Here is a 12511-nt window from a genome sequence, read left to right as displayed (position 1 = left end):
AACAAAATCAGCTAAAAGTTTTCTTGTTACGAAAATCTCAAACGTTTTATATGCACTTTGAATGAAAATACAACAAAAGTAGAAAGTGTATATTCGTAAATATATTAAAGCTATAACAAAATCAGCTAAAAGTTTTCTTGTTACGAAAATCTCAAACGTTTTATATGCACTTTGAATGAAAATACAACAAAAGTAGAAAGTGTATATTCGTAAATATATTAAACTATATGATGAGATTTTGCAAAAATGCGAAATCGTTTAAATTTTGCAACAAAAAAAGCACTGAGCTTTTAAAACTCAGTGCTTTCGTGATATCAAAGTTTAGTCAACAATAAATTCTTTGATCTCGTCAAGGAATTTAGTAGCGTCGTCTGTGTGTGCTACGAGCTGGATAGGATTTGAAAGGTCAAGGCTGAAAATACCCATAATTGACTTAGCGTCAACTGCATATCTTCCTGACGCAAGATCCACATCAAAGTCGTACATAGAAACTACGCTTACAAACTTTTTAACCGCTGCAATGGAATCGAGCATGATTTTTACCTTTGTCATAAATATTCCTCCTTCAGAATGATCGGTATATCCGATCTTGATTCCCACATAAATTCTGTAGATCTTTTCTCTACAATTTATATTATAAACGATTTTTCTGATTTGTCAATGGATATTTGCAAAAAAAATTAAAATATGGTACAATAGTCAAGAGTGATAAAAATCAAAGTTTAGATTTATGCAATATGCACATATGTTATTGTGATTTATTGTGCATTATAAACATTTGGCTACTGAAAGGAAATCAAATATGAAAGCCTTTTTCTATACATTCGGCTGCAAGGTAAACCAATATGAAACAGAGAATATAAAGGAAGCAATGCTGTCCGAGGGGTATGAGGTCACTGAAGATTATGCTGATGCAGAGGTCTGTGTTGTAAATACCTGCACTGTTACCGCTCAGTCGGACTCAAAATGCCGACAGCTTATTCACAAGATAAAAAAAGCTAATCCTGAGTGTCTGATAGTTTTGGCAGGCTGTTTTCCGCAGGCTTTTGAAAAGGAAGCTTCTGCTCTTGACGAGTGCGGTATCATAGTTGGCACAGGTGCAAAAAAGGAGATACCTGCCCTTATAAAAAGGTATATCACAAGTGGCGAGCGTATTATCAGGATAGTTCCTCGTGAGAGGGGAGAGGCTTTTGAGAAAATGACAAACTCAGGTGCTGACAAAAAAACTCGTGCGTATATCAAAATTCAAGACGGCTGTGATCAGTATTGCACCTACTGTATTATCCCCACTGCGAGAGGACACATCTGCTCAAAACCTTTGGAGGATATCGCTCCCGAAGTTCAGCAGCTCGTTGACTCAGGTCACAAGGAGATAATCCTCACGGGCATAAATCTTTGCTGTTACGGCAGAGACTTCAAAAACGGCACGCGGCTCATTGACGCTGTTGAAGCCGCCTGCGGCTGTGATGGCGATTACAGAGTGCGTATCGGCTCTGTTGAGCCTGAGCTTATTTCAGATGAAGATATCCTGCGAATGTCAAAGCTTGAAAAACTCTGTCCGCATTTTCATCTTTCCCTGCAAAGCGGCTGTGACGAAACTTTGAAGCGCATGAACCGCCATTATGATACAGCGGAGTATGCCGAGCTTTGCGAGAAGCTTCGCAGGCATTTTCCAAACTGCGCTATAACCACCGACATAATGGTGGGCTTTCCACAGGAAACTGACGAGGAATTTGAAAAGTCGCTGGCATTTGCAAAGAAGATATCTTTTGCAGAAACGCATATTTTCCCGTATTCACGCAGACCTACCACTGTTGCCGACAAAATGAAAGGTCAGCTCGATCGCAAGACCAAGCACAGTCGTGCGGCTCAAATGGCAGATGTGTGCAACGAAACGAAGGCTTTGTATCTCAAAAGCCTTGTTGGCACAGTGCAGGAGGTTTTGTTTGAAAAGGAAACAAGCTCTCAGTGGCATCAGGGTCATGCACCGAATTATGTTACCGTGAAGATTCCAAGGGACAGCGAGGACGTTTCTTTACGTCGGCAGCTTTTAAAGATAGAGATAACCTCGTCAGATGGCGAGTTTTGTTACGGAAAACTTATATGAGTACAAAAAAGAGGACCGCAAATGCGATCCTCTTTCGTTATATCAGATTTTTCTGTGCTCAGCCAAGCTTTGCAAGAATTATCTCTTTCATCTTTCCTGGGTTAGCCTTGCCCTTTGAAGCCTTCATGCACTGACCTACCAGATAGCCCAGAGCATTTGTCTTTCCACCCTTGTAGTCATTTACAGACTTTTCGTTTGCGGCAAGAACTTCGTCAGCGATCTTTTCAAGTGCGCTGTCATCAGAGACCTGTGCAAGACCCTGCTCCTCGATAATGTCGCTTATCTTTTTGTCCTCCTCGAGAAGAACTGCAAAGACTTTCTTTCCGCCAGCGTTGGAAATGGTCTTTGCCTCAATAGCAGCGACGAGGTCAGTAAGATTGTCAGCAGTGAGCTTTGTATCTTCGAGAGTTTTGCCTGTTGCGTTCATGTACTTAACAAGGTCGCCAAGTATCCATGTTGTATAGCACTTTGCAGGGAACTTGTCCTTTGCCATGCAATCGTCAAAAAGCTTTGCAAGGGAAACAGACTCTGCTATAAACGTTGCGTCCTTTATGTTCAGACCGAACTTCTTTACATATCTGAGTATCTTTACGTTTGGAAGCTCTGGGATACTCTTTTTAAGCTCGTCAACACGCTCCTGCTCAACAACGATAGTGAGCAGGTCAGGCTCAGGGAAGTAACGATAATCCTGAGCGTCCTCCTTTGAACGCATTGGAATGCTCATTCCCTTTTCGTCGTCCCAACGGCGAGTTTCCTGCTCGACCTTTCCGCCTGCTTCAAGAACAGCTATTTGTCTTTCTACCTCGTAGTCGATACCTCTTACAGCGGCAGAGAAGCTGTTTACGTTCTTCATCTCAGAACGTGTGCCGAATGGCTCGCCAGGCTTGTGAACAGATACGTTTACATCACATCTGATAGAGCCTTCCTGCATCTTACAGTCGCATATGCCAAGATACTGTAGGATAGATTTCAGTGTTTCAAGATAAACCTTTGCTTCCTGAGAGGAACGCATATCAGGCTCAGAAACTATCTCGATAAGCGGAACACCGCAGCGGTTAAGGTCAACAAGTGATACACCATGGAACTTGTCTGAGTGAAGAAGCTTACCTGCGTCCTCCTCGATGTGTATTCTTGTGATACCTATTCTTCTTTCCTCGCCGTCAACAAGGATATCAACATAACCCTTACCGCAGAGAGGAACTTCTGCCTGTGATATCTGATAAGCCTTTGGCAGGTCAGGGTAGAAATAGTTCTTTCTGTCCTGCTTGCAGACACGGTTTATCTCGCAGTTGAGTGCGTGACCCATTCTTATTGCATAATCAACTACCTTTTCGTTAAGAGTAGGCAGTGTGCCAGGCATACCCATGCAGATAGGGCAAACCTGTGAATTGACTTCAAGACCGAACTGGTTCTTGCAGTCGCAGTATATTTTAGACTCGGTATTTAGCTCAGCATGAGTTTCAAGACCGATTACAACTTCGTAGCCTTTTACCATTTTTGTGACCCCTTTCCTTAAAGCTCAGGCATTTTGAATCCGCCAACAAGCTGCTCATAAGCATAAGCTGTGTTAAGCAGACGCTGCTCTGTAAACTTTCCGCCGATAAGCTGCATACCAACAGGCAGACCCTTGTCGTCATATGCACAAGGAATGCTTATTGCAGGCAGACCTGCAATGTTCACTGTAACAGTGCAGACATCGTTTGCGTACATTTTAAGGGGATCGTCAGTGTTTTCACCGATCTTGAATGCTGTTGACGGAACTGTAGGAGTAGCGATAACATCAACGTCAGCGAACTGAGATGCGAACTCCTGCATTATTCTCTTCTGAACGAGCTTTGCTTTCTTGTAGTAAGCGTCATAGAAACCTGATGAAAGCACGAATGTGCCGAGCATTATTCTTCTCTTTACTTCGTCGCCGAAGCCCTCTGAACGTGTTCTCTCGTACATATCAACAAGTCCGTCATATTCTTCGGCTCTGAAGCCGTATCTTACACCGTCAAATCTTGCAAGGTTTGAAGAAGCTTCTGCAGAAGAAATGATGTAGTATGATGAAAGTGCATAATCTGTAGAAGGCAGAGAAATCTCCTTTACAGTTGCGCCCTGCTTTTCAAGCTCTTTCACAGCGTTCATTACAGACTGCTTAACGAATGGGTCGATACCCTCGCCGAAATACTCTTTTGGTATACCGATCCTCAGACCCTTTACGTCAGCTTTAAGGTCAGCCGCGAAATCAGGATACTCTCTATAGGAAGAAGTAGCGTCATACTTGTCATGACCAACGATAGCGGACTGTACCATAGCAACGTCCTTTACGCATTTGCCGAGAGGTCCGATCTGATCCAGTGATGAAGCGAAAGCAACAAGACCATATCTTGAAACGCTGCCGTATGTAGGCTTCAGACCTACAACGCCGCAGTATGAAGCTGGCTGTCTGATAGATCCGCCTGTGTCAGAACCAAGGGTAACGATAGCCTCTCTTGCTGCAACAGCGGCAGCAGATCCGCCTGATGAACCGCCAGGTATCCTCTCTGTATCAAATGGGTTCTTTGTTGGCTTAAAATGTGAGTTCTCGGTTGATGAACCCATAGCGAACTCGTCCATGTTGAGCTTGCCTGTTACAACGATATCGTCAAGCTTGTTCATTACAGTTGCATTGAAAGGCGGAACATAGTTACCAAGCATTTTTGACGCACAAGTTGTTCTCAGACCCTTTGTTGAGATATTGTCCTTGATACCAACAGGTATACCAGCCAAAGGTGAAAGCTCCTCGCCCTTTGCAAGCTTTTCATCTATCTCAGCGGCTTTTTTCATAGCGTTTTCTTCGTCAAGTGTCAGATAAGCATCTACCTTGCCCTCAACTGCTTTTATTCTGTCAAAAACAGACTTTGTAAGCTCTGCGGAGCTTATTTCCTTGTTCTTTATCATTTCTGACAAGTCGCAGGCATTTCTTTCAAAAAGTTCCAATTATAACACTCCTTACTCTACTGTTTTAGGCACGACAAGACAGCCTGCCTTTACCTGAGGAGCATTCTGCATAAGCTCCTGTCTTGTGAATTTATCCTGAACAGCCACGTCTTTTCTGAGTATCATCGGGTTGTCAGGGTCAAGGGTCATTTCGTCCTGAATGTCGGGGAGCTTTTCAACCATTCCCACGATGTTTTCCATTTCTGACTCAAACTTATCAAGCTGATCGTCTTCGATGCGAAGTCTTGCCAGCTTGGCAATGTGTTTAATGTCAATGTTCATTTTACATTCCTCCTGTTTTATTTATATAAAAAGATATTATCTTATTTTATCATATCCTTGAACTGTTCTTCGGTGATTATTTCGATACCGAGCTGCTGAGCTTTGTCAAGCTTGCTTCCTGCTTCCTCACCTGCAAGAACATAGTCCGTTTTTTTGGACACCGAGCCACTTGCCTTGCCGCCGTATTTCTCAATGAGTGCTTTTGCTTCGCTTCTTTTAAGTGTCGGCAAAGTGCCTGTGAGAACAAAAGTCTTTCCTGCAAAGCGGTCGTCTATCTGTATCTTCTCATACTTTGTGTTTATCCCACATTCTTTGAGCCTTTGGATAAGCTCTATCATATGCTCTTCATGGAAAGCGTTGTAAACGCTTTGCGCCATTACGCCGCCAAAGCCGTCTATCTCGGATATCTGCTCTGCGGAGGCGTTCATGATGTTGTCAAGGTCGCCGAACTTGTCGCACAGAAGCTTCGCAGAAGCCTGTCCGATATTTCTTATGCCCAGACCAAACACCAATCTGTCCAAAGAATTGGACTTTGACTTTTCTATAGCACCGAGAAGATTGTTCACTGATTTTTCCTTGAAGTTGTCAAGCTGTAAAAGCTTGTTTTCACTCAGGGTGTAAAGGTCAGCCACAGAGGTGATAAGCTTATTGTCAAGAAGGGTGTGAACTATCTGCGGACCAAGACCGTCAATGTTCATTGCGCCTTTTGAAGCAAAGTGAACGATGCTTCTGAATATCTGCGCAGGACATTCAACGTTCGGACACCTTACCGCCGCTTCTTCCTCGGACTTCACAAGCTTTGTTCCGCATACAGGACAGCACTCAGGGAGCGTGAAAACACCGTCGCCGTGCTTTTCCACAGAACCCAGCACCTCAGGGATTATATCTCCAGCCTTGCGGACCTTGATGATATCCCCAACGGAAATGTTTTTCTCTCTTATAAAATCCTGATTGTGCAGGGTCGCTCTTGAAACGCTCGTGCCTGCAAGAAAAACAGGCTCAAACACAGCCACAGGTGTTATAGCACCTGTTCTGCCCACGTTAAGCTCGATATCAAGGAGCTTTGAGGTCTTTTCCTCGGGCGGAAACTTGTAAGCCACAGCCCACTTTGGCACTTTTGCAGTTGCACCAAGTATCTCACGCTGCCTGAAATCATCGACCTTTATAACAACGCCGTCAATATCGAATGGCAGGTCAAAACGCTTTTCTCCGATAGCCTTTATGCAGCCTATGACCTCATCAGCGGTAGACACACGCTTGTAATCAGGGATAGTCTTGAATCCCAGTGTTTTCAGATAGTCAAGAGACTCCTTGTGGGAAGTAAGCTCCTTGCCCTCTATCTGCTGAACATTGAACACAAAGATGTCAAGCTTTCTTTTTGCCGCTATCTTAGGGTCTTTCTGTCTAAGAGAACCTGCGGCGGCGTTTCTAGGGTTTTTGAAAGGCTGCTCGTCATTATCCTCCTGCTCTTTAACAAGCTTCAGAAAAACATTTCTCGGCATATATGTTTCACCTCTGACTTCTATCAAAGGTAGTTCCTCGTTTATTTTTATAGGGATGGACTTTACAGTTTTCAGATTAGAAGTAACGTCCTCGCCTACAAAGCCGTCACCACGGGTCGAACCTATGGCAAGCTCACCGTTATGATATTCAAGGGATACCGAAAGTCCGTCTATTTTAGGCTCAACAACGAATTGCGGTTTATCCACAGCCTGCTGAACTGTCTCAATAAAGCTTCTCACCTGTTCAAAGGAAAAAACGTCCTGCAAAGAACCCATTTGCACACGGTGTGTGACTTTCTCAAATATTGATATCGCCTTGCCGCCTACACGTTGAGTAGGGGAGTCGCTTCTGATAAACTGCGGAAACTGCTCCTCAAGACCCTTTAGTTCCTGCTGGAGCATATCGTATTCATAGTCTGTGATCTCGTTCCTGTCCTCAACATAGTAAAGCTGAGAGTGATAATTCAAAAGCTTCACAAGCTCGTCTATACGTTTTTTAGCTTCCTGTTCGTTCAAAATAACACAACTCCATTTCTGCCAGCTTTTTACGGCATATCATACGCAGGGCAATACCACATAAGGATTGTACGCAATCTGCAAGCAGATTGCGTGCAAAGCCGTTAGGCGTGCCTTATGCGGTATTGCCCTTTATATTATACCATAATTGCTGGTGAAATACAAGCCTTTTTTCTATAAACTGCGAAAAAATCAGCCTTTTCCCTTGCCTAAGTACATATCAGGTATCTCCCCTACGATAACAGTTTCGCTTACGGGATAGTCATAGCTCACCACGATATCAGTAGAGTGTGCAGGAAGAATGGCTGTCATTTCTATGGTCACAGTGAGATAGAGGCTGTATTTTGTCTGATTTATCCCAGCTTCCGTTAAATCGCTTTTAAGCTCGGTCTTTGCCGCACCTATCTGATGAAGCCGCAGTGGTATGTCAAAACCTCTGCCTGTGAGGATATTTATTCCCGAAAGTGTGCCGATGGGTACGCTGAGTTTTGTACCCTCGAGCTGTGAAAGGCTTTCGTTCACAGCCCTTGAAACACTGCTTTGAAGCCTGTTCACAGCGTTCGTGTCGCTGTTTATGGAGGTTATCCTGCCGTCAGTTTCAGATATTTTTATATAACTGCTCTGGGGCAGTTTTTCAAGCTCTCTGTTTATGGCCGCATTTATCACGTCAAGTGCCGCCTGCTTGCTTTCAAACTCGCTTATTTCGCTGATGTGCCTTGAAAGCTGTGCAAAAAACACCGTCGTGAGCAGTGCAAGAATAATAACGACAGCAAGAATTATGTATGAAATTCTGTTCTTGAAAGAACGCTTGTGGACGCTCAAAAAAATCACCGCCTTTGGCTTATTATATACCAAAATGCGGTGATATGTGATTATTTTACTTTAATTCAACGATAGTTACGCCGTCCTCGCCCTCTCCGTAAACGCCTTTTCTGAATGATTTTACAGACGGGTGGTGTTTAAGCGCACGCCTTATGGCGTCACGGAGAATACCAGTGCCTCTGCCGTGGATTATGGTGAGCATCGTCACCCCTGACATGATAGCGTCAGAAATAAACTGCTCCATTTCATGAACGCCTTCGTCAGCGGCATAGCCCCTGATATCAAGTTCGGTGGATACCTTTCGTGTCATACGGCTCTCAATGCCGCTTTTGGATACTCCGCCTTTTTTCACAGGCTTTTTGGACTGTTTCTGCGGCTGTTGTTTTTCAATAAGCTGAAGCTTCTTTACATCTATCTTGGTTTTCATTATGCCTGCCTGAATGAAGCACATTCCGCTGTTGTCAGGGGGCGTTATAATGATACCCCTTTTATTTATGTCAACGATAAGCACGCTGTCACCCTTTTTCAGCGGCCTTGGCAGCACATATCCCTCGTTCCTGCTTTCAGAAACAGGGTTAGCCTCGCTGTAAAGCTTGTTCATTGTGGACTTCTGCTTGTGCCTTGCATCAATGGCTTTCTGAGTGAAGTTCGGATTTTCTTTCTCTTTTCTCAGCTTGTCAAGTTCGTCAACAAGTGCCTGCGATTCACGCTGAACACGATTTACGATCTGCTGAGCCTCACGTCTTGCCTTTTCAAGCTCGGCTTCTTTCTGATCGTAGAATTTTTCTTTCTGCTCTGCAAGCTCTTTTCTGAGAGCTTCGCTTTCGGCACGGTATTTCTCCGCAAGCCTGTTGTTTTCTTCAAGCTGCATTCTTGTGCGTTCAAGATTGTCTATGATAGTTTCAAACTTTCTGTTATCCTCAGAAATAAGCGACTCAGCGTACTTGATTATATCCTTGTCGATACCAAGACTTTCAGAGATAGCAAAAGCGTTGGACTTACCGGGCGAGCCTATGATAAGCCTGTATGTCGGGTGCAAAGTCTGCACGTCAAACTCGCATGAAGCGTTCTCAACGTCAGGAGTGTCGATAGCGTACATTTTAAGCTCCTGATAGTGAGTAGTTGTAACTAGCGTCGCACCGAATATCCTTATGCGTTCAATTATAGCCACCGCCAGTGCAGCACCCTCCACAGGGTCAGTGCCTGAACCAAGTTCGTCAAGGAGCACAAGGCTTTCGCTGTCCGCTTCGTCAAGTATGGTCTTTACTCTGCTTATGTGAGAAGAGAATGTAGACAGATTGTTTTCTATAGACTGCTGGTCGCCGATATCAACGAGCACGTTTTTGTATACAGATATCCTGCTTCCGTCTGACGCAGGAATGAGCAGACCACACATTGTCATAAGCGTGAGCAGACCCACAGTTTTAAGCACAACTGTCTTACCGCCCGTGTTAGGACCTGTTATTATCAGGGAGTGATAGTCAGTGCCAATAGAAAAGTTTATAGGCACGACCTTTTTGGGGTCGATAAGAGGGTGACGTGCCTTATTCAGCACAATAACACCGTCATTGGATATCTCAGGGAGCATTGCTCTCATTTTTGCACCGAGGTTTGCCTTTGCAAAATAAAGGTTAAGCTCTGTTACAGCATTGTAGTTTGAAATGAGCTGGTCTTTCATTTCGGCACATTCCATAGAAAATTCAGCGATTATCCTGTGTATCTCGTCCTGTTCCTGTCCCTGCAAAATTCTGATATCATTGTTTGCCTCCACAACTGACATAGGCTCGATAAAAAGCGTTGAGCCTGTTGCGGAAGTGTCATGAACAAGACCGCTGACATTGCCCTTGAACTCAGTCTTTACCGGAAGAACGAAACGTCCGTCACGCATTGTAACAATGCTCTCCTGCAAATATTTCTGCGTGCTTGGAGATTTTATCATCTTGTCAAGGGTCTCTCTTATCTTAAGCCCTGAACGTGTTATCTTCTGTCTTATGCTTCTCAGCTCTGCACTTGCGTCGTCAGAAAGCTTTGTTTCATCTATGATAGCCGTTTCAAGTCGCTGCTGCAGATATTTGTTTGGATAGAGCATTTCAAAGAGATATGAAAGGGAAGTGTCCTTGTTCTCACACTGCTCATACCAGTGGTGAAGCTCATAGGTCTGCGCAAGCAAGCGTCTTATCTGGATAAGCTCTCCAAGAGAAAGCACACCGCCTGCTTCGGCTCTTTTGATGTAAGTTGATACGTCATTTATGTTGTAAAAATTCGGCGTGCCGTATCTCACGCTGAGTTCAAGGGCTTCGGCGGTCTTGCCTGTTTCTTTCTTGACCGTGTAAAGATCAGAACAAGGCTTTATCCCCAAAGCCATTTTTTTCGTTTTTTCGTTGGAGCATTCTTTTGAAAGCATTTCAAGAATTTTGTTCAGCTCCAGCGAATCATAAAATCTTTCGTCCATTATATATACCTCAAAATATGACAATAGGCAAAGCTACGCAATGCCTACAAAAGTCTGTAAAAATCAAGCGACGGAAACTTGCCTTTCAGATTATATCTCACAAACCGCTCTGTAAAAGCCGTCAGCTTTTTCTGATATCTTTCGCTTATCTTGAAAGCAAAAAGCCGCTCATATTCCGTCAGTGCAATAAATCGGACTATGTATAGCATAGTCCTGTCTAATTCAATATCGTAAATGCTGTCAGGATTGTAACAGCATTTGTCACACTCCAAGACACCTGTTGACAGATTGAAGTGCATAATGTCAGCTTCATACGCCATGCAAACCGAACAGCCAAGAAGCGCAGGTCTTAATCCTGCTTCGCACAGCAGACGAAACTCAAATATAGATTTGAGAAGTTCGTTATCCCTGTCGCCCTTATCGAGAAAATAAAGTGTGTTCAGCGTCAGCCGCATTATCTCGTCACAGCCGCTTTCCTCTGTTCGTATATACATGAGAAGCTCAGAAAAGTAAGAGGCAAGAGCCGTTTTTTTAGGGTCGAGCCTGATGTTGTAAAAAAGCTTCTCTGATTCACTGCTATTGAGAAAAAACATTGATTGGTCTTTAGCGTTCTTCTTTTCCTCAACGCACAGCTTAGAGTATGCAAAAAGCTGCGTTGATGACGCATTTTTCGTGCTTTTCCTGCCACCACGAACAAATATATCTATGACTCCACGCTCTGCTGTGAGGACAGTGACGGATTTGCTTGTTTCGCCCCTGTCATTTTCCCTCAGTATCAGTCCCATAAAGGTCAGCATTGTCAGTATCCTCTTTTCTGTGTGCGGCATATGTGAGATAATCCTCTATCCTGCCGCTTTCAAAGAACTTGTCCCATAAAGTCATGATATTCACCGCCTTACTGATATTATCAGCTTTTTTGGCGGTCATTATAAGCGGAAAAATATGTTGCCTTTATTCCAAACCGAAATTCTTTATCATGCCCTCACGGTTTCTCCAGCCCTCTTTTACCTTGACCCAGCACTGGAGATTTACTTTTATCTGGAAGAAATCTTCAAGGTCAGCTCTTGCTTCCTGACCTATCTTTCTAAGCATAGAGCCGCCTTTTCCAATAAGGATACCCTTGTGTGACTCTCTCTCGCAGTAAATAGTGGCGGTAACGTCAAGTATAGCTTCACCGTTTCTATTTTCACGCTCGTTAAGATGTTCGATAGTCACAGCTATGCCGTGAGGAACTTCGTCATTAAGGTTATTGAGTGCCTTTTCTCTTATTATCTCAGCCATTATGACCTTTTCAGGCTGGTCTGTGAATTTATCGTCAGGGAAGTAGTGCGGACCCTCCACAGCATTCTTTTCAAGATCTTCCATAATAATATCGAGGCCGTCCTTTTCAAGAACGCTCACTGGTACGATATCTATAAAATCAAAAAGCTTTGAATACTCTGCTATCACTGCGATAAGATCCTCTTTGTTTTCAAGAAGATCTATCTTGTTCAGCACAAGTATCACCTTAGTCTTGCCTGTCTTGAAGCCCTTTACAAGCTCACGCTCGTTTTCGGATATTTTCTTTGTGCAGTCAGCCATAAGGATAATAAGGTCAACCCCTGCAACAGACTCGTTCACAGCGTTGAGCATATGCTCGGAAAGCTTGTTTTTAGCCTTGTGCATACCAGGTGTGTCCATGAAAACGAACTGCGTTTCTCCCTTTGTGAGAACGCCTGTTATCTTTGTTCTTGTTGTCTGCGGCTTGTCGCTCACTGCGGCTATCTTTTCGCCCACAAGTGCGTTTAGCAATGAGGATTTGCCTGCGTTCGCACGTCCAACAATGGTGACGAACGCATTTTTTGAATTTGCATTTTTCTTGTTCAT

At 43.8% G+C, this 12511-nt stretch carries 11 protein-coding genes; 1 reads left to right on the top strand and 10 read right to left on the bottom strand.

Features of this window, described 5'->3' with window-relative positions; all coding sequences use genetic code 11:
* Positions 1–321 precede the first annotated feature (321 nt).
* A complete protein-coding gene (locus DW793_RS09550) occupies positions 322–552 on the bottom strand; it encodes an HPr family phosphocarrier protein (RefSeq protein ID WP_022287796.1) in 231 nt (76 codons plus the stop codon).
* A gap of 250 nt (positions 553–802) precedes the next feature.
* On the opposite strand from DW793_RS09550, the gene mtaB reads away from it, so the two are divergent.
* On the top strand, positions 803–2107 hold the full coding sequence (gene mtaB, locus DW793_RS09545; protein ID WP_118157822.1) for a tRNA (N(6)-L-threonylcarbamoyladenosine(37)-C(2))-methylthiotransferase MtaB: 1305 nt from the start codon (positions 803–805) through the stop codon (positions 2105–2107).
* 58 nt (positions 2108–2165) lie between these two features.
* Here the strand turns inward: mtaB and gatB are convergent, their stop codons facing one another.
* The 9 genes from gatB to era all read right to left on the bottom strand — a co-directional run bounded on the left by gatB (position 2166) and on the right by era (position 12511).
* Positions 2166–3602 carry an Asp-tRNA(Asn)/Glu-tRNA(Gln) amidotransferase subunit GatB gene (gene gatB, locus DW793_RS09540; RefSeq protein WP_118157820.1) on the bottom strand — a complete coding sequence of 479 codons (1437 nt, stop codon included), beginning with the start codon at positions 3600–3602 and terminating at the stop codon, positions 2166–2168.
* 17 nt (positions 3603–3619) lie between these two features.
* The gene (gene gatA, locus DW793_RS09535; protein WP_022287799.1) at positions 3620–5071 is read right to left on the bottom strand and encodes an Asp-tRNA(Asn)/Glu-tRNA(Gln) amidotransferase subunit GatA; all 1452 of its coding nucleotides are present in this window, start codon (positions 5069–5071) and stop codon (positions 3620–3622) included.
* A 12-nt stretch (positions 5072–5083) separates the two neighbouring features.
* A complete protein-coding gene (gene gatC / locus DW793_RS09530; RefSeq protein ID WP_022287800.1) occupies positions 5084–5353 on the bottom strand; it encodes an Asp-tRNA(Asn)/Glu-tRNA(Gln) amidotransferase subunit GatC in 270 nt (89 codons plus the stop codon).
* A gap of 41 nt (positions 5354–5394) precedes the next feature.
* Positions 5395–7371 carry an NAD-dependent DNA ligase LigA gene (gene ligA, locus DW793_RS09525; protein ID WP_118157818.1) on the bottom strand — a complete coding sequence of 659 codons (1977 nt, stop codon included), beginning with the start codon at positions 7369–7371 and terminating at the stop codon, positions 5395–5397.
* A 192-nt stretch (positions 7372–7563) separates the two neighbouring features.
* Positions 7564–8193: a sporulation protein YunB gene (gene yunB, locus DW793_RS09520; protein ID WP_181988335.1), complete on the bottom strand. Its 630-nt coding sequence runs from the start codon at positions 8191–8193 to the stop codon at positions 7564–7566.
* A gap of 55 nt (positions 8194–8248) precedes the next feature.
* Positions 8249–10645, bottom strand: coding sequence for an endonuclease MutS2 (locus DW793_RS09515; RefSeq protein ID WP_118157814.1), 2397 nt, complete (start codon positions 10643–10645; stop codon positions 8249–8251).
* A 44-nt stretch (positions 10646–10689) separates the two neighbouring features.
* On the bottom strand, positions 10690–11442 hold the full coding sequence (gene recO / locus DW793_RS09510) for a DNA repair protein RecO (protein WP_038671479.1): 753 nt from the start codon (positions 11440–11442) through the stop codon (positions 10690–10692).
* On the bottom strand, positions 11405–11527 hold the full coding sequence (locus tag DW793_RS15665) for a hypothetical protein (protein ID WP_022287805.1): 123 nt from the start codon (positions 11525–11527) through the stop codon (positions 11405–11407). Before DW793_RS15665 ends, recO begins: the two co-directional genes overlap by 38 nt.
* A 69-nt stretch (positions 11528–11596) precedes the next feature.
* Positions 11597–12511 carry a GTPase Era gene (era, locus tag DW793_RS09505; protein ID WP_117897655.1) on the bottom strand — a complete coding sequence of 305 codons (915 nt, stop codon included), beginning with the start codon at positions 12509–12511 and terminating at the stop codon, positions 11597–11599.

The organism is Ruminococcus sp. AM31-15AC (assembly GCF_003462045.1).
Lineage (GTDB): Bacteria > Bacillota > Clostridia > Oscillospirales > Ruminococcaceae > Hominimerdicola > Hominimerdicola aceti.
This window is presented reverse-complemented; position numbering and strand designations above follow the sequence as displayed.

Coding starts and splice junctions, on each gene's coding strand:
- era (WP_117897655.1), bottom strand. CDS start 12,511: ATGAACAAGAAAAATGCAAATTCAAAAAATGCGTTCGTCACCATTGTT.
- DW793_RS09515 (WP_118157814.1), bottom strand. CDS start 10,645: ATGGACGAAAGATTTTATGATTCGCTGGAGCTGAACAAAATTCTTGAA.
- gatC (WP_022287800.1), bottom strand. CDS start 5,353: ATGAACATTGACATTAAACACATTGCCAAGCTGGCAAGACTTCGCATC.
- gatB (WP_118157820.1), bottom strand. CDS start 3,602: ATGGTAAAAGGCTACGAAGTTGTAATCGGTCTTGAAACTCATGCTGAG.
- recO (WP_038671479.1), bottom strand. CDS start 11,442: ATGCTGACCTTTATGGGACTGATACTGAGGGAAAATGACAGGGGCGAA.
- DW793_RS15665 (WP_022287805.1), bottom strand. CDS start 11,527: ATGACTTTATGGGACAAGTTCTTTGAAAGCGGCAGGATAGAGGATTAT.
- DW793_RS09550 (WP_022287796.1), bottom strand. CDS start 552: ATGACAAAGGTAAAAATCATGCTCGATTCCATTGCAGCGGTTAAAAAG.
- mtaB (WP_118157822.1), top strand. CDS start 803: ATGAAAGCCTTTTTCTATACATTCGGCTGCAAGGTAAACCAATATGAA.